This is a genomic window from Janthinobacterium sp. PSPC3-1 (assembly GCF_049896105.1).
Lineage (GTDB): Bacteria > Pseudomonadota > Gammaproteobacteria > Burkholderiales > Burkholderiaceae_D > Janthinobacterium.
In genome coordinates this window covers 51,849-69,636 of the sequence record NZ_JAFCTQ010000031.1, presented here as the reverse complement: position 1 = coordinate 69,636, position 17,788 = coordinate 51,849, and the positions used below count along the sequence as shown (strand labels likewise).

14 protein-coding genes are annotated in these 17,788 nt (G+C 63.0%); 4 read left to right on the top strand and 10 right to left on the bottom strand.

The window, feature by feature from the left end; all coding sequences use genetic code 11:
• Positions 1–83: 83 nt before the first annotated feature.
• Positions 84–3,155, bottom strand: a complete 3,072-nt coding sequence (locus ACP7B7_RS24600) for a response regulator (RefSeq protein WP_426078458.1) — start codon at positions 3,153–3,155, stop codon at positions 84–86.
• A gap of 222 nt (positions 3,156–3,377) precedes the next feature.
• On the opposite strand from ACP7B7_RS24600, the gene fnr reads away from it, so the two are divergent.
• Positions 3,378–4,136: a fumarate/nitrate reduction transcriptional regulator Fnr gene (gene fnr, locus ACP7B7_RS24595; RefSeq protein WP_426078457.1), complete on the top strand. Its 759-nt coding sequence runs from the start codon at positions 3,378–3,380 to the stop codon at positions 4,134–4,136.
• Here fnr and ACP7B7_RS24590 read toward each other — a convergent pair whose 3' ends face one another.
• From ACP7B7_RS24590 to ccoN, 6 genes are read right to left on the bottom strand one after another with little or no spacing between them, the layout of a single operon-like run.
• Positions 4,137–4,661, bottom strand: coding sequence for a FixH family protein (locus ACP7B7_RS24590; protein WP_308923159.1), 525 nt, complete (start codon positions 4,659–4,661; stop codon positions 4,137–4,139).
• A 56-nt stretch (positions 4,662–4,717) separates the two neighbouring features.
• Complete coding sequence (ccoG, locus tag ACP7B7_RS24585; RefSeq protein WP_308923158.1) at positions 4,718–6,109, bottom strand: cytochrome c oxidase accessory protein CcoG; 1,392 nt, start codon at positions 6,107–6,109, stop codon at positions 4,718–4,720.
• A gap of 4 nt (positions 6,110–6,113) precedes the next feature.
• On the bottom strand, positions 6,114–7,040 hold the full coding sequence (ccoP, locus tag ACP7B7_RS24580) for a cytochrome-c oxidase, cbb3-type subunit III (protein ID WP_308923157.1): 927 nt from the start codon (positions 7,038–7,040) through the stop codon (positions 6,114–6,116).
• The gene (locus ACP7B7_RS24575; RefSeq protein ID WP_308923156.1) at positions 7,033–7,233 is read right to left on the bottom strand and encodes a cbb3-type cytochrome oxidase subunit 3; all 201 of its coding nucleotides are present in this window, start codon (positions 7,231–7,233) and stop codon (positions 7,033–7,035) included. Before ACP7B7_RS24575 ends, ccoP begins: the two co-directional genes overlap by 8 nt.
• A 1-nt stretch (position 7,234) precedes the next feature.
• Positions 7,235–7,849, bottom strand: a complete 615-nt coding sequence (gene ccoO / locus ACP7B7_RS24570; protein ID WP_308923155.1) for a cytochrome-c oxidase, cbb3-type subunit II — start codon at positions 7,847–7,849, stop codon at positions 7,235–7,237.
• 15 nt (positions 7,850–7,864) lie between these two features.
• Positions 7,865–9,292, bottom strand: coding sequence for a cytochrome-c oxidase, cbb3-type subunit I (gene ccoN / locus ACP7B7_RS24565; RefSeq protein WP_308923154.1), 1,428 nt, complete (start codon positions 9,290–9,292; stop codon positions 7,865–7,867).
• 394 nt (positions 9,293–9,686) lie between these two features.
• Here ccoN and ACP7B7_RS24560 point away from each other — a divergent pair, with 394 nt between their 5' ends.
• The 3 genes from ACP7B7_RS24560 (at position 9,687) to ACP7B7_RS24550 (ending at position 14,419) form a co-directional block, all read left to right on the top strand.
• Positions 9,687–10,727 carry a methyl-accepting chemotaxis protein gene (locus tag ACP7B7_RS24560; protein ID WP_426078456.1) on the top strand — a complete coding sequence of 347 codons (1,041 nt, stop codon included), beginning with the start codon at positions 9,687–9,689 and terminating at the stop codon, positions 10,725–10,727.
• A gap of 84 nt (positions 10,728–10,811) precedes the next feature.
• Entirely contained in the window at positions 10,812–12,947 is a 2,136-nt protein-coding gene (locus ACP7B7_RS24555; protein WP_426078455.1) for a T6SS effector phospholipase Tle3 domain-containing protein, read from the top strand.
• A 266-nt stretch (positions 12,948–13,213) separates the two neighbouring features.
• Positions 13,214–14,419, top strand: a complete 1,206-nt coding sequence (locus tag ACP7B7_RS24550) for a hypothetical protein (RefSeq protein ID WP_308923150.1) — start codon at positions 13,214–13,216, stop codon at positions 14,417–14,419.
• Here ACP7B7_RS24550 and ccoS read toward each other — a convergent pair.
• From ccoS to ACP7B7_RS24535, 3 genes are read right to left on the bottom strand one after another with little or no spacing between them, the layout of a single operon-like run.
• Complete coding sequence (ccoS, locus tag ACP7B7_RS24545) at positions 14,407–14,592, bottom strand: cbb3-type cytochrome oxidase assembly protein CcoS (RefSeq protein WP_426078454.1); 186 nt, start codon at positions 14,590–14,592, stop codon at positions 14,407–14,409. The two genes, ACP7B7_RS24550 and ccoS, sit on opposite strands and share 13 nt — an antisense overlap.
• Positions 14,592–17,021, bottom strand: a complete 2,430-nt coding sequence (locus ACP7B7_RS24540) for a heavy metal translocating P-type ATPase (RefSeq protein WP_426078453.1) — start codon at positions 17,019–17,021, stop codon at positions 14,592–14,594. The genes ccoS and ACP7B7_RS24540 overlap by 1 nt, the downstream gene beginning before the upstream one ends.
• A 10-nt stretch (positions 17,022–17,031) precedes the next feature.
• Positions 17,032–17,784, bottom strand: a complete 753-nt coding sequence (locus tag ACP7B7_RS24535; RefSeq protein ID WP_426078452.1) for a sulfite exporter TauE/SafE family protein — start codon at positions 17,782–17,784, stop codon at positions 17,032–17,034.
• Positions 17,785–17,788: the final 4 nt, after the last annotated feature.

The following is a 17,788-nucleotide window of genomic DNA, read 5'->3' as shown; positions in this document are numbered from 1 at the left end:
GGCATTCGGTGTGCTCAGGTCTGGAAAAATATTTGATCCGACCTTGCACAACGCTTGACGGGGATAACAGTATCTACTTTGCCCTACTCTTCCAGCCGCGACAACCAGTCGGCCGCCGCCGCCAGCACCTGCTCCAGTTCCAGTACCGTCTGCGCCAGCAGCGCCGGTACTTCGTCGTGGCGGCCTTCGTCGATGGCCTGCTCGGTGGCGAACGAGGCGCGGATCAGGCGCTTGGTGCCCAGGGTGCCCACCGAGCCGCGCAGGCCGTGCAGGATGCGCGCGACGTCGCTGTGGCGGCCTGCCTGCAAGGCGGCTTCGGCGTCGCGCAAGGGCGCCATGCCCTTGTTCAGCGCGTCTTCCACCATGCGCCGCAAGACGCCCCTGCCCTTGGGGTCCTTGCCCATCACGCGCATCAGCGCGGCCATGGAAAACACTTCCTCGTCGAGCGGCGCGGCCGCTGCCGCCTGTACTGTCGGGCGTTTCGGCAGGTGGCGGCTGATCACTTCCATCATTTCCTCGACCACCACCGGCTTGGCGATAAAGTCGGTGATGCCGGCCGTCATGCAGCGCTCGCGCTCGGAGGCCAGCACGCCGGCCGTCATGGCGATCACCGGCAACTGCAGGCGCAGTTCGGTGCGGATGATGTGGGTGGCGCTGAAGCCGTCCATCACCGGCATCTGCATGTCCATCAGCACGATGTCGTAGCGCAGGGACTCCATGCGCAGGCGCTCGACCGCCTGCAGGCCGTCGCCCACCACGTCCAGCGTGGCGCCCATGTGTTCGAGGATGCCGCGCGCCACCGCCTGGTTCAGATGATTGTCTTCCACCAGCAGGAAATGCACGCCGGCCAGTTCGGTGCCGGTCTGCTGCAGCGCGATATGCTGTTCGCCATCCTGCTTGGCGCTCAAAGCCTGGTGCAGCGCATCGAACAGGCTCGATCCGGTGATCGGCTTCATCAGCACCACGTCGGCCTCGGCCGCGCTGGAGATTTCCTCCAGGTGGTTGCGGGCAAAGGCGTTGACCATCACCACGATCGGCTGGCGCTGGCCGGTGGCCGCCTGGCGTATCGCCTTGGCCGTGGCCAGGCCGTCCATGACGGGCATGTGCCAGTCGGCCAGCACCACGTCATACGGCTGCTGGCTTTCCAGGCGTTCGCGGTACAGTTCGATGGCGGCAAAGCCGGAATCGACTTCATCGGCGGCCCAGCCCCAGGCCTCGATCAGTTTGACGATCAGTTCGCGCGTGGTGCGGTTGTCGTCGGCCACCAGCAGGCGCAGCTGGCCCAGGGCCGGTTTGCGGCGCTCTTCGTTTGGTTGTGCCAGCGCCTCGAACGGCACGCTGAACCAGAAGCGGCTGCCCTTGCCTTCGCTGCTGGCCACGGCGATATCGCCGCCCATCATGTGGATCAGGTGCTTGCTGATGGCCAGGCCCAGGCCGGTGCAGCCGAAGCGCCGCGTGATGCTTTGATCGCCCTGCGAGAAGGCGGTAAATAGTTGTTCCTGCTGCTGCGGCGTCATGCCGATGCCGGTATCGCGCACTTCGAAGCGCAGCCAGGCCTGGCCGGGTGTTTGTTCGGCCAGGCTGACGGCCACCACCACTTCGCCGCTTGCGGTAAATTTGATGGCGTTGCCGGCCAGGTTGACGAGGATCTGCTGCAGGCGCTGGGCGTCGCCCACCAGGCGGCGCGGCACGTCCGATTCCACGGCGATGGCCAGTTCCAGTTCCTTTTCGCCGGCATTCATGGTCATGGTGGTGGCCAGCGTGTTCATCACTTCATCGAGGTCGAATTCGACCGGCGACAAGTCCATGCGGCGCGCCTCGATCTTGGAAAAATCGAGCACGTCGTTGAGGATGCCCAGCAGCGACTGGCCGGCCACGCGCACCATGGTCAGGTATTTGCGCTGTTCCGTATTGAGCCTGGTATTGCCCAATAAATAGACCATGCCCAGCACGGCATTGAGCGGCGTGCGGATTTCATGGCTCATGTTGGCGACGAAATCGCTTTTCGCGCGGTTGGCCGCTTCGGCGCGGTCGCGCTCGTTTTCCAGCTCGTTGGCGCGCGCTTCGAGCTCGTGCTGCAGGCGGTCGCGCTCGCTCATCAGGCTGTTGAAGGCGGCCGTCAGTTCGCCGATTTCATCGCGCTGCTCGACCGGCAGCGGCGTGAAGCGCTGGCCGCTGCTGCGCAGGGCCAGCAGGGTATCGCGCAGGCGCACCAGCGGCGACAGCAGCCGCACCGTGACCCAGCCCAATACCAGCGCTGCCAGCAGCGAGGCGCAGGCGCTCCACAGCACCAGCCGGTACAGCACGCCATCGAAGGGCTCGAAGGCGTCATCGATGGGCAGCGAGGCCGCCAGCAGCCAGTTCACCGATTTCAAATGCTTGAAGCTGTTGACAGCATTGATGCCACGGCTGTTGGTGCTGACCATGCTGCCTTCGCCGCCGCGCGCGATCAGCTCGCTGGTGGCCGGATTGGCGTTGGCTGCGCGCGGCTGCAGCAGCTTGGCAGGATCGGGATGCAGCACGTACAGCGGCACCTTGCCTTGCGTGAGGATGAAGTAATAGCCGTTCTTGCCGACCTTGGTCGTGCGCAGGTCGCCCAGCAGGTTGTCCTTGTACAGGCGCAGCACGCCGATCACGATGCCGGCCACTTCACCGTTGGCGCCCAGCACCGGCGCGACCATCTGCACGATCGGCATCCCGCTTTTCTTGCCCAGCAAGGGTTCGGTGATCATCGGCTGGCGCGTGCGCATGACGGTGCGGAAATAGTCGCGGTCGCCCACCTCGACGCCGCTGCGGCCCGGTACTTCGGGCACGTCGCTGATCACCTTGCCGCGCGCATCGAGCACCAGCACGTCGTCGAACAGGGCCAGCATGGCGCGCTGCTCATAGTACTGGCGCAACTGGGCCGGCTGCGCCATCAGCGCGGCCGGCTGGCGGCGCGCCGTTTCGCTGATCACGTCGAGCAGCATGCCGAGCTTGTCGTCGAGTTCCTCGGCGGTGCGGTCGATCATCGCCGTCTGCTGGCTTAATAGTACCTTGGTGAAATCGTCGCGCATGCGCTGCACTTGCACCAGGGTCACCAGGGCGATCATGGCGATCGAGGTCAGGCTGGTGGCCAGCGCGACTTTTGCTTTAATGCCCAGAGGCTTCATCATTTCCTTATCCTTGGCAAACGGGCAAGCGGCACAAGCGCGCTGCGAGAGATGCTATGAGGAATTCTCCTATCAATACATCAACTTGGCAAGCGTGTGCTTGTGGCGGGGTTGCCATGAAAATAAATGACGAAAGTCGTTTATTCGGCGTATTTCGCCGAAATTGGCACACTACCTCTGCATATACAGTAAACTTGTTGTTGTATTTTATAAAAGGTACTCACCATGACACCAGAGCTCTTGACGCCAACCCTGCCCACCGTGAACGTGGAAGTGTTGCGTGCGCGTTGCGCGACGTGCAGCATGCACCAGTTGTGTCTGCCCATGGGACTCGATGTGGGTGACATGGACCGTCTCGACCAGATTATCGGCCGGCGCCGCAAGGTGGTGCGCGGCGCCTCGCTGTTCCGTATCGGCGACGCGTTCCAGAACCTGTATGCGATCCGCCTCGGTCATTTCAAGACCTACCAGATCAACCAGGGTGGCGAAGAACAGGTGACCGGTTTCCAGATGGCCGGCGAACTGCTGGGCATGGACGCCATCAGCGCCGATCGCCATCATTGCAATGCGGTGGCGCTGGAAGACAGCGAAGTGTGTGAAATTCCATTTTCCAGCCTGGAACAATTGCTGGGCAATATGCCGACCCTGCTGCGCCATTTCCACCGCATGATGAGCCAGGAAATCACGCGCGAGCAAAGCGTGATGCTATTGCTGGGCAATATGCAGGCGACGCAGCGCTTTGCCGCCTTTATCGTCAACCTGGCATCGCGCTATGAAGCGCGCGGCTATTCGGGCAGCAATTTCCAGCTGCGCATGTCGCGCGAGGAAATTGGCAACTACCTGGGCCTGACGATCGAAAGCATCAGCCGTTTGCTGTCGAAATTCAAGAAGGAAGGCTGGCTGCGCGTGTCGAACCGCGAGATTGAAATCCTGCAGCCGGCCAAACTCAAGGCGATTACGGCCGGCACCGACGTCTGCAAATAATTACAGTTCCTTGTCGGCCTGGATGGTGATGTCGCGCTGGGCCGGCCAGGTCCAGATGCCCGACAGGCGCCACACGCGCTGCTGGTCTTCCACCAGCACCTGCCAGCGGCTGCGTTCGAGCATCGGCAGCGATACCGAAAAATTGCCGTCCGCATCGGGCTGCACCATCAGCCGGATATCTTTTTCCGGCAAGGTGGCGTGCGCCAGGTGCAGCAGCAAAGGCTGTTGGTAGGCCTTGCCGAAACTGTGCACGGAACCGGTGATGCGCGATTGCGCCACGTCGTAGGCCAGGCTGGTATCCATCGCCAGGTCGCTGGCGACGGTGTCGCGGCGCAAGTCCTGGTTGATCGCCTTGCCTTTCTTGTAGTAGTCGCCCACCACCAGCGCATCGGGTTGCGTAAACGCGATGTACCCCATGAAGCTGCCGACGACGACCGACAGGCCGGGGCCGATCATCAGCAGCCAAGGCCAGCGGTGCTTGTACCAGGGATCGACGGGAGCTTGCAGTTTGGCGGTCTTGGACATGGGTGTTTCTCCTGATTCAACACGGCGCCAGGCAAGGCCAGGCGCCGCTTCTTGGTTTAACGCGGCACGATGAATACCGCGCTTTCGCGCACATGCAAGGACGGATCGTCGAGCGACTGCAGCTCGATATGGATCTTGTTCGAGCCCTTCTCGCCGACGCCGTGCGGCACGCGCAAACGCACCGGCCAGCCCAGCGTTTCGGTCGGCTGCAGGGTCACTTCCTCGCGCGTGACCAGGCTCAAGCCTGGCAAGCCGGACACGCCGATCCTGAAGTGCTGCTGCTCTTCCGAGGTGTTCATGATCTGCAGGCGATACACGTTTTCGATCATGCCGTCTTCGACTTCGCGGCCCATCGAACCCCGGTCGCGGATGACGTCCATTTTCAGGGGCGTGCGCAGGAACAGCGAGGTACAGACGGCGATGATGATCAGCCCCAGGATCGAGGTGTAGATCAGCACGCGCGGGCGCATGGCGCGCCGGCGGATCTGCTTCGAGCTGAAGTTGTTTTCCATCGCATGGTCGGTGCTGTAGCGGATCAGCCCGCGCGGCCGCTCGACCTTGTCCATCACGCTGTTGCAGGCGTCGACGCAGGCGGCGCAGCCGATGCATTCATATTGCAGGCCGTTGCGGATATCGATGCCGGTCGGACACACCTGCACGCACAGGGTGCAGTCGATGCAGTCGCCCAGCGCTTTTTCCGTCCCCTCCTTGGCCGCCTTCTTGTTCAGTGCACCGCGCGGCTCGCCGCGTTTGTCATCGTAGGTGATGATCAGGGTGTCCTGATCGAACATGGCGCTCTGGAAGCGCGCATACGGGCACATGTATTTGCACACCTGTTCGCGCAGCCAGCCCGCGTTGCCGTAGGTGGCCAGGCTGTAGAACAGAATCCAGAACCATTCCCACGGGCCGAAGTTAAAGGTGCGCACTTCCTGCACCAGGTCCTGGATCGGCGTGAAGTAGCCGACAAAGGTAAAGCCGGTCCACAGGGCGATCGCGCCCCACGCCAGGTGCTTGGCGACCTTCTTGCCGGTCTTGCGCACGGAGGGGCCCTGGCGGTCGAGCGCCATGCGCGCGCTGCGCGTGCCTTCGATCTTGCGTTCGACCCACAGGAAGATTTCGGTATACACCGTTTGCGGGCAGGAAAAGCCGCACCAGACCCGCCCGGCAATCGCCGTGACCAGGAACAGCAAATACGCCGCGATGATCAGCAGGGCCGCCAGATAGATGAAATCCTGCGGCCACAGCACCACGCCGAAAATGTAGAACTTGCGCGTGGTCAAGTCGAACAGCAGGGCTTGCCTGCCGTTCCAGTTGAGCCACGGCAAGCCGTAGAACGCCAGCTGGGTGAGCCAGACGCACACCCAGCGCCATGTTGCATAGCGTCCTTTGGCCTCGCGAGGGTAGATCTGCTCGCGGGCCGCATACATCTTGATGACTTGGGGTTCCATTACATTACTTCACAGGAACCGCAGGCTGAGGGTTGGAGAGGCTCCAGATATACGCCGACAGCACATGTACTTTCGACTCGCCAAGGAAGTCACCGAAGGCGGGCATGGTGTTGTTGCGGCCCTTGCGGATGGTTTCCATGATGGTGTCGGCGCTGCCGCCATACAGCCAGATCTTGTCGGTCAGGTTCGGTGCACCGAGCTGCTGGTTACCCTTGGCATCGGCGCCATGGCAAGCCATGCAGGCGCCGAATTTCGATTTGCCCAGCACCGATTTGACCGGGTCCGAGGTCGAGCCCGACAGGCTCAGCACGTAATGGGCCACGTTCTCGATATCCTGCTCCGAACCGAGGGCGGCGCCCATCGGGATCATGATGCCGTTACGGCCGTGCATGATGGTGGTCTTGATGATGTCGGGATCGCCGCCATACAGCCAGTCCTTGTCGGTCAGGTTCGGAAAACCCTTGTTGCCGCGCGCGTCCGAACCGTGGCACTGCGCGCAGTAGGTCAGGAACAAACGCTGGCCGATGGCGTTCGCCTGCGGATCGGCGGCCACGGTTTTCAGATCCTGCTTCAGGTACTTGTCGAACAGGGGGCCGTAGTCGGCTTCCGCCTTTTTCAGTTCCTGCTCGTACTGGCCCGACGATTTCCAGCCCAGCTTGCCGGCATAGGTACCCAGGCCCGGGTACAGGAACAGATACGCCAGCGCGAACACGATGGTGATGTAGAACAGCCACATCCACCAGCGCGGCATCGGCGTATTGAGTTCCTTCAGGTCTTCGTCCCACACGTGGCCGGTGGTACCGTCGGCCGGTGCGCCCGGCAGTATCGTCACTTTCGACTGCGAGTACAGCAGCACGCCGCAGCCGATGATGCCCAGCAGGGACAGCACGACAATGTAAATATTCCAGAAACCACTGGTAAAGTCAGACATGGCCGCGCTCCTCTTTTGCCGCTCCGGCGTTGGTCGGATAGTCCAGCGCTTCATCGGCGAACGGCAGGTTGGCCGCCGCGTCGAAGTCCTTGTTGCTGCGGCTGAATGTCCACCACAGGATGGCCAGGAACGTCGTAAAGGAAACCACCGTCATGACGCTGCTGGCGCTGTCGAACAGATTCTCGATTGCCATGCTAATTCCTCGTTTTGATTAATGTGCCCAGGCCTTGCAGGTAGGCCACCAAGGCGTCTTCTTCCGTTTTGTCCTTCAGCTGTTCCGGGCCGGCGGCGATCTCTTCCTCGCTGTACGGCTGGCCCAGGCGTTTCAGGGCGCGCATCTTCGGCACGATGTCTTCCGGCGCCAGCTTGGTCTTCGCCAGCCATGGGTAGGACGGCATGTTCGATTCCGGCACCACGTCGCGCGGATTGTTCAGGTGGGTGCGGTGCCATTCGTCGCTGTAGCGCGCGCCGACCCTGGCCAGGTCGGGCCCGGTACGCTTGGAACCCCACTGGAACGGACGGTCGTAGACGAACTCGCCGGCCACCGAATAATGGCCATAGCGTTCGGTTTCGGCGCGCAGCGGACGGATCATCTGCGAGTGGCAGTTGTAGCAGCCTTCGCGCACATAAATGTCGCGCCCCGCCAGGCGCAGCGGCGAGTACGGTTTCAGGCCGGCGATCGGCTCGGTGGTGCTCTTCTGGAAGAACAGGGGCACGATTTCAACGGCGCCGCCGACGCTGATCACCAGGGTGACCAGGCCGATCAGCAGCCAGGGGTTTTTTTCAATCCATGCATGTGAGAATTTCATTTGCTTTCGCTCCTATCAGGCGTGCGCCGCGTTCAGTTCCGGGATGCGTGCGACCGGCAACTTGGTGCCGCGCAAGGTCATGTAGGTGTTGTAGCCCATCACGCACATGCCAGCCAGGTACAGCAGGCCACCGCCGACGCGCACCACGTAGTACGGGTAGGTCGCTTTCACGCCTTCGACGAAGGTGTAGGTCAGGGTGCCGTCCGGGTTGACCGCGCGCCACATCAGGCCCTGCATCACGCCGGCGATCCACATGGCGGCGATATACAGCACGATACCGATGGTGGCGACCCAGAAGTGCACGTCGACCAGGCGCGTGCTGTACATCCTGGTCTGGCCGGCCACGCGCGGCAGGATGTAGTAGATCGAGCCCATGGTGATGAAACCGACCCAGCCCAAAGCACCCGCATGCACGTGGGCCACGGTCCAGTCGGTGTAGTGCGACAGCGAGTTGATGGTCTTGATCGACATCATCGGGCCTTCGAAGGTGGCGATGCCGTAGAACGACAGCGAGACGATCATGAATTTCAGGATCGGATCGGTGCGCAGCTTGTGCCAGGCGCCCGACAGGGTCATGATGCCGTTGATCATGCCGCCCCAGCTTGGCGCCAGCAGCACCAGGGAAAACACCATGCCGATCGATTGGGTCCAGTCCGGCAAAGCCGTGTAGTGCAGGTGATGCGGGCCGGCCCACATGTAGGTGAAGATCAGCGCCCAGAAGTGGACGATCGACAAACGGTAGGAATAGACCGGGCGCTCGGCCTGTTTCGGGATGAAGTAGTAGACCATGCCCAGATAGCCGGCGGTCAGGATGAAGCCCACCGCGTTATGGCCGTACCACCATTGAATCATGGCGTCCTGCACGCCGGCATAGGCCGAGTAGGATTTGGTGAACGAGGCCGGCATGACGGCGCCATTGACCACGTGCAAAATCGTCACGGCCAGAATGTAGGCGCCGAAGAACCAGTTGGCCACGTAGATATGCTTGACCTTGCGCTTGATAAGGGTGCCGAAGAAGACGATCGCGTAGGCGATCCAGACGACGGCGATCAGGATCGAGATCGGCCATTCCAGCTCGGCGTATTCCTTGCCGCGCGTCAGGCCCATCGGCAAGCTGACGACCGCGCACAGGATCACCGCTTGCCAGCCCCAGAAGGTAAAGGCGGCCAGCTTGTCGGAAAACAGGCGAACCTGGCAGGTGCGTTGCACCACGTAGTACGAGGTGGCAAACAGGCCGCAGATACCGAACGCAAAAATGACCGCATTCGTGTGCAGCGGCCGCAAACGACCGTAAGTGAGCCACGGTATGTCGAGGTTCAGGGCGGGCCAGGCCAGCTGGGCGGCGATGATGACGCCGACCAGCATGCCGATGACGCCCCATACCACAGTAGCGATCGCGAATTGCTTCACGATCTTGTAGTTATAGTTCAGCGATTGATCCACAAAGACTCCCTGGAATGTCTATTTATGATGGTGGCCAGAGGTTAAGTGTTTGGGGGCCAAAAAACTTTGATGTGGATCAAAATTCCCCAGATGAAAGATGGCTAGTGCGGCAGCATCAAATTAAATCCTGACCCAGGTAAAAAAAGCCGCCCAAGATCCCTTCAAGCGCGCCGTGGCGCCGTCATGGCAAGTGCGGCGGCAGCATGACAGCAAGACAAAAATCATGATTTCTCACCAATGTTGTGCTGCCGGCGCACGGGATGGTGCGGCGCACAAAATAATGCGACAAATGAGTGCAATTCGACATATAAAGTTGTTTCGGAATACATTTTCCATATTTAATTTGCTGGCCCGCTTTTTGCATGTCTGTTAATTCAAAAAGGAGGACGTCCACATGGCAAATCCACAGGCAATCGTCGATCTCACGCATCAGGTCCGCAAACTCGCCACCAGCAAGATCGGCGACATCAATGACATCAACCGCGAAGCCAATTTCCTGGCACTCAACGCACTGATCGAGGCGGCGCGGGCGGGCGCGGCCGGTCGCGGTTTTGCCGTGGTGGCGAACCAGGTCAAGCACGTCTCGCAACGTATCGGCGAAGTGACCGAGAGCCTGAACCGGGAACTGGTCGGCTCGCTGTCGAGCCTGACCGCGCTGGGCGACCTGATGATCGGCCGCATGCAGTCGCATGAAGGCCAGCGCTGCGCCGACCTGGCCCTGAACATGATCGACATCATCGACCGCAACCTGTACGAGCGCTCGTGCGACGTGCGCTGGTGGGCCACCGATTCGGCGCTGGTGGCATGCCTGGACGATGCGGCGGCGGCGGCGCGCGCGCATGCGTCGCGGCGCCTGTCGGTGATCCTCGACAGCTATACGGTCTACAAGGATATCTGGGTGCTCGATGCCGACGGCCTGATCGTCGCCAGCGGCCGCCCCGCGCAGTATCCGGTGGCCGGCCGCAATGTCGCCAGGGCGCCCTGGTTCAAGGCGGCGCTGAACACGGCCAGCGGCGAGGAGTATGTGGCCGATGACGTGTGCACCACCTCGCTGCTGCACAACGCCCAGGTGGCCACCTATGCGACGGCGATCCGCGAAGGCGGCGCGACGCACGGCAAGGTGCTGGGCGCGCTGGTGATCTTTTTCGACTGGGCGCCACAGGCGCAAGCGGTGGTCAAGGGCGTGCGCCTGACGGACGCGGAGTGGGCGCGCACGCGTTGCATGATCCTTGATTCTTCGTTTCGCGTGCTGGCCAGTTCCGATGGCGAGGGGGTGCTTACCGAAGTGTTCCCGCTGCGCCCCGACCAGCGCCGCGCCGGCTTCTACCAGGACGGCGGCATGACCGTCTCGTTCGCCGCCACGCCGGGCTACGAAACGTACAAGGGACTGGGCTGGTATGGGGTGGTATGCCAGCGGGCGGAAACGCGCAATTGATCTGGCTTCATGATTGATTTGGCTTAACAAGTGCATATAAGCAACGCCTTACAGTGGTGAGTCCAGTTACTTCAAAGGCTTGCCATGACCGATGCCAGCAACAGCAACCCGGGTGATGATGCCGCCAATTATGTCGTAGGGCGCTTCAGTGGCACTTGCCTGTACAGCCACAGCCTGCTCACGTGCGTGCAGCAGATGCCGTCGCCCGGCATCGTCATCTTCGTGCACGGCGTCAATTCCGACGGCGAGTGGTACCGCGCGGCGGAGGAAGGCCTGTGCAAGGGCTTGAATACACGCATGAAGCGTTGCGACGAGCACCTGTGCCATGCCACGGCGCAAGCCGGGCAGTTGACGCCGGTGCGCTACAAGGGCGAGCTGACAGATGACGGTTACGTCGATCCCGATTACACGGCCAGCACCTTCATCGCGCCGCAAGCGCATTTCTCGCCGCTGATCCACTTCCGCTGGGGCTACAAGGCCAGCGCCACTGAATTGCAGCACTATGGCGATTCGGTCTACCTGAACGAACACGATTACTGGGGCGGCGGCCCGTTCGCCAATGGCTGCTCGTCCTTGCCGGATCTGTGGGGCGAGGGGCTGTCGGACGCCCTGTTCCTGTGGATCCATATCGAGCACCTGAACCCCGTCAACGACCGCATCGTGTATGCCTGTCCGCCGCGTCCCTACTTCGTGCTGGCCGCGCTGCGCCTGGCGCATCTGGTGCAAGCGATCCGCAAGGAACAGGCCGACGTACCGATTACCATTGTCTGTCATAGCCAGGGCAATATGGTGGGCATGGCGGCGGCATTTCTTGGTAATAAGATGGCCAATGTCCAGGATGCGGTGGGAAAGGCCGGCCGCTGCGTGGCCGACACCTATGTGCTGTGCAACCCGCCCTACAGCCTGCTGCGCCGGAACGACACCGAAGGCTGGCTGCAGGGGCAAGTCCGTGATGTCGACGGCAATGTCGGCCGGCAAAGCGGCAAGGCGCGCCGCAAGACGCTGGCGGCCTTCTTCGATATCGTGCGCGGCCAGGCGCAGGAACCCCCTGTCGATCCCTGCCTGAGCCGCATGGCGGACAACCAGAAACATGATTTCAGCCTGGACCAGGACAAGGCCATGTATGGCTGCGGCCCGCAGCGGTCGACGCGCGGCCGCGTCACGCTGTATTGCAATCCGCACGACCAGGTGATCTCGGCCACGCCGATACAGGGCATCGGCTGGCTAGGCCTCAGCGCCGAAGAGATCCAGGGCACGCGCGGCGATGGCGTGTTCAGCCAACGTGTCTTTGCGCAGGGCCACCCGGTGGGCCAGCAGGGTAATTATGACTACTGGAGCAACCACTATCGGCAGCCCGAGCGTGGCAGCCTTGATTTCTGGTTTCCCCATTCGCCGATCTCAAAATACGACCCGAACAAGGGCGTGCGTGCCAATACCAGCGCCGCGGGCAAGGCCGCCACCGTGCGCACGGCCGCCGCCACCTCGCAACTGATGAAGTGGCTGAGCATCCCGATCCACGCCGTGCCGCCCGGTGACTGGTGCATTCCCGTCAATGCGCCTGCGCTGCCGAACAATTTTTTGCCGCAGGCTGTGCGTTTCGGCACGCCCAGCGCGCAATTCGACCAGGATCTCGACCCACCCGCCACGCACCGCCATGCCGGCAAGGTGCGCGACGTGGACGATCCCTATGCGGACGAGGAGTTGGGCGCCCCGCCGGCCGGCAACCGCGATACGGAGGCGGTGTTGCGCTACGAGGATCACGCCCGGCTGCGCATGAAGGCGCGGCGCGAAAAGCGGTATGGCAATGGCGAAAAGGTCAGCATGGAAGACGACCTGTCGACCGCCACGCCCGAATATCGACACTGGCGCAGGCAGGAAATCCAGGCGCAACTGGCGGCCACCTGCGATACCCATGCCACCGACCATTCCACCATTCTGACGAACGGCGCGCATGCGGAAATGGCGCTGGCGTATGACGTGGCGATCGGGGTGAGTCTGATCAGCGAGGAGGCGATGAAAAAACTGCGCATTGCAGCAGACTGGCGATTGCTAAATGGTCTCGGCGATAACAATCCACAGAAAATATTTAATGAGTATTTTGTGTCTGGACTGTTCAAAAAATTGTCATTGCTTAATTGGGTACGTAGCGGTGGAAGCACCGGTGCCATGCCGTCCGAGATCGAAGACGAATGCATGTACCAGCGGCCGGAGACCTCCTGATGCGCACGTTGATTGCTACCTTACCGCGCCGGCTTGGCTGGAGTCTGCTGGTATTCGGTCTTGCCTTTTCTATTGCACTCTGGTCTGTAACACACGCCACGCCATTCGATGAGTCTCTTCGAGAAGGAATATTGATGAAACGATTATTGCTGTTGCCAGCGCTGCTGGCGCTTACGTTCCTTTTCTTTCTGTCAGCCTGTGCCAGCAGAGCAACTGTAGCAACACCGGCTACCGTACCCGCACCAACCTCGCCAGTACAGCCATACATGGCGCAAGTGGTGGGCGTGCAGTGGTTGAATCCGCTGCAGCGGCGCGACTATCCAACCGAATGGCAACTGCTGTGGACACTCGGTCTGGCCAAGCCGAACAAGGATGATGCCAAAGTGAAAGAAAATCCTGTGCGCTTTGGCAAGGTGCAATCGATCGGCATGATTGCTGCAGGTAATGACGGCGAGGAAACCTTCCACGGTTACCATCACAAATATGTGACGGAGCTGATTTACCGTTTTCGTGACATTTATTTTTCCAGCGCAGAGTATTTTTACAATGCCCATTCCCTGACCGACAAATCCACACGGCGAGAACTGGCCGGCATCCATGTCGAGTATGCCTTGCCTGAAGGACGCCTCGATCCAATCGAAGCGGGAAAATATATGGTTGAAACGATCACTGATGCTTTCGACATTGGCAATACTTCCTTCCCCGACTCCTGGACCACCGCCACCCCGCCCGATGTGCGCGTCACCATGGGTGGCGCCAATGCCGGCTTTGCGTCGTTGACGGCCGGCCTGGCGTATCTGCAGGCCAACCCGGACAAAACCGTGTGGGTGATGAGCTGGGATGCGCCGAGCTTTCCGCCCAAGGATGAGCAAATCAATGAAAACATGGTGCTGCTGGTGCTGGCCGGGCCCGGCTACAAGACCGGGCGTGCGCCGCTGGCGTGGCTGGGCTTTCCCGTCATGCGCGCGGTGGCCGATTTCAAGGCGGAAAAGGGACAATCTCCGCGCATCGTGCAGGCGTGGAGCCAGGCCATCGAAGAGGCTGCGACCAATGCGCAGACCAGCGAGGCCGCCATCGGCTATCTGATCCACGACGCCGGCGTCACGTATCCGGCCTCGTCCGAACGCATCGGTCCGCTGGCACAAAGCGTGACGGAGCAATTGCCGGAGTTCGATTTCAACAAGCAGAGCTTCAATCTGCCGGCGCTGCTGGGCGAGACGGGCGCCGGCACGGCGCTGACGAACGTGGCACTGGCCATTGCCTATGCGAATCATGTGGGCGGACCGGTGCTGGTAACGGGCACCAGCGACGCGCGGCAGGTGAGCGCCGTGGTGGTGGCGCCGCCGGCGGTGGTGCGGCCGGTCGACCATGATGCGCCGTGGTTCCGCGCGCGCGGTGGCAATACCGTGTTCCTGCCCTGGTGGGGCCGGCGTTACGATGCGCGGCCCGGTTCGCAGGGTTACTCGCGCTGATCCGCTTGCTGCTGCGCCGGTTTTTCCGGCGTTGTGTCGTCGTCCTGCAGCACGCGCATGCCCGGGCCGACCAGGTCGTCGAACTGGCCGCCGTCGGAGGCCTTGAAGAAGATCCACAGCGCGATAAAGACCACCACGATGCTGAGCGGAATGAGCAGGTACAAGGACTCCATCAGGTTTTCCTCAGGCGCAGGGCGTTGGCGATCACGACCGCCGAGCTGGCGGCCATGCCGACGCCGGACAGCCAGGGGTTCAAAAAGCCCAGCGCGGCGGCGGGGATGGCGGTCAGATTGTACAAGGTGGCCCAGCCCAGGTTTTCGCGGATGATGCGCATGCTGCGCGCGGCCGTGTGCGCCGTGTCGAGCACCGAGCGCAACTGGCTCGACAGCAGCACCGTGTCGGCATGGGCCTGTGCCAGCGCGGCGCCGGACCCCATCGCGAACGAGACGTCGGCCGCGCTCAGTACGGCGGCGTCGTTGATGCCGTCGCCGACCATCGCGACCACCGCGCCGGTGGCCTGCAGCTGCTGCACGAAATCGAGTTTTTCATCGGGCAGGCATTCGCCGCAGGCGGTGGCGATGCCCAGCTCGCGCGCCACGCCTTGCGTCAGCGCTTCCTGGTCGCCGCTCAGCAGCACCACCTGCTTGCCATGGCGCTGGAAATACCCGACCACCTCGCGCGCTTCCGGCCGCAACGCATCGCTCAGCAGGAAACGCGCCAGCCACCGCCCTTGCGCGCCCAGGTACAGCGGCGTCATGCCGTCGACGCCGAGCGCCGTGTCGCCCAGCGGCGGGCCGGCGATCGCCGCCACGAACGCCGCATTGCCGAGCCGGTAGCGCACGCCGTCGATGATTCCTTCCAGGCCCTGGCCCTGCACTTCCTGCAACTGCTGCGCGTGGCCGTGCTCGATGCTGCCTGCCGCCTCTAAAATGGCCTGCGCCAGCGGATGGGCGCTGCCGGTTTCCAGCGCGGCGGCCAGGTGCAAACAGCCATGCTGGTCCAGGCTGCCCAGGCTGTCGGTCTGCCGCAGCACCGGGCGGCCCAGGGTCAGGGTTCCCGTTTTGTCGAACACGATATGGGTGGCGCGGTGCAGGGTTTCCAGCACATGCGGCTGGACGATCAGCACGCCGCGCCGCAGCAGGCTGTCGGTGGCCGCCGCCAGCGCCGTCGGCGTCGCCAGCGACAAGGCGCATGGACACGACACCACCAGCACGGCAATCGCCACCGGCCAGGCCTGCGACGAATCGTGCCAGCTCCAGAAGGCGAAGACGGCGACGGCGAACAGCAGCAGGCCCAGCACGAACCAGGCGGCGACCTTGTCGGCCCACTGCGCGATCTGCGGCTTGCCGCTGCCGGCCCGCTCGATCAGTTTCAGCAGGTCGGACAAGGTGCTGTCACGCGCCGGTTTCAGCACGCGCAGCAGCAGCGCGGCGCTGGCGTTGATGGCGCCACCGGGCACCTGTTCGCCGATATGTCGCCGCTGCGCCGCGCTCTCGCCCGTCAGCAGTGACAGATCGAGCGCGCTGTTGCCTTCGATAATGACGCTGTCGGCGGCGACCGCTTCACCGGGTTTCACCAGGATCACGTCGCCCACGGCCAGGCTGCCGGCCGGCACCATGGCGGTGGCGCGGCTGTCGGGGAAGCCCGGCAGCAGGGTGGCCGAAGCGGGCAAGGCGTGCTGCAGGCGTTCCAGCGCCGATGCGGCCTTGCGGCGCGCCTGCAATTCGAAATAGCGGCTGCACAGCAGCAGGAAAATGAACATGGTGGCCGAGTCGAAATACACCTCGCCCTGGCCCGTGAAGGTCGCCACCAGGCTGCCGACAAACGCCGCCAGGATGCCCAGGGTGACGGGCACGTCCATGCCCAGGGTGCGCGCGCGCAGGCTGGACCAGGCGCCCTGGAAGAAGGGCAGCGCGGAATAGCAGATGGCCGGCAGCGTCAGGATCAGGCTGGCCCAGCGCATCAGGGTGGCCATGTCCGGGTCCAGGGTGCCGTCTTCGGCCGCCAGGTAGGACGGCGCCACGTACATCATCACCTGCATCATCGACAGGCCGGCCACGAACAGCTGGCGGCCCAGGGTCTTGCTGGCCTTTTGCAGCTGCTCGCCATGGCGCACGGCGTCGTAAGGATAGGCGGTATACCCAACTTGCCGCACCGCCTGCAGGATATCGCCGGGCTCGCACTGCGCCTTGCTCCAGCGCACATACAGGCGCTCGGTGGCGACGTTCAGGCTGGCCGCCTGCACGCCGGGCAAACGGATCAGCTGGCGCTCGATCAGCCAGACGCAGGCGGCGCAGCGTATGCCTTCGACCGACAGGGTCGCTTCGCAACTGCTGGCGTCGCGCGCGAACTGCGCATCGTCATTGCTGTACAAACGCAGCTCGGGCGGCATCAGGGTGGCATCAGACGCGTTGGCGGCGTAGTCGTCGCGTTCCGTGTAGTACTTGCTCTGGCCGATGTCGACGATGGTCTGCGCCACCGCTTCGCAGCCGGGGCAGCACATCGCGCGCTCAAGCTCGTCGATGGTGACGCTCCAGTGGGAACCGGGCGGCACGGGCAAGCCGCAGTGGAAGCAGTCGGTCGATTGTAATACGGCGTTCATAAGCGACTTTTCATGGATGGGGCGCCACGCACAGGGCGTCGAGCCAGCCCAGCGAGACGCCATGGGCGGCGCGCAGCAAACCCAGCAAGCCGAAGCCCAGCACCAGCAGGCCGCTGGCGATGCGCACCGGGCGGCGCTGCAGTTGCCGGCGCAGGCGCGCGCCCAGCAGGCCCATGCCGAGCAGGGTCGGCAGGGTGCCCAGGCCGAAGGCGGCCATGGCGGCCGCGCCATGCACGGCGGAGCCTCCCATCATGGCCGTCAGCAAGGCGCTGTAGACCATGCCGCACGGCACCCAGCCCCACAGGCCGCCGACGGCCAGCGCTTTCAGGGGTGTGTCCATCGGCATCAATGGCGCCAGCAGCGGGCGCACGCGGCGCCACACCAGGTTGCCGGCCGCTTCCAGCCTGGCCAGGCCGCGCCAGGCGTCCATCAGGTACAGCCCCAGCGCGACCAGCATCAGGTTGGCCAGCCAGTAGCCGGCCACCTGCAAGGACGCCATGCGCAGCATGCCGGCGCCGGCCAGGCCGCCCGCAAAGGCGCCGGCCAGCATGTAGCTGGCTATGCGCCCGCCGTTATAAGCCAGCACGCGCAGCGCATTGCTGTCCGATACCGTACGCTGCGCGTGGATGGCGATCACGGCGCGTGGCGCCGGCGTCGATACGCCGACCGACAGCGCGCCGACGATGCCGCCGCACATGCCGATGCAGTGCACGCTGCCGGCCAGGCCGACCATAAACAGCGGCAAGAGGCTGAAGGCATTCATTGTG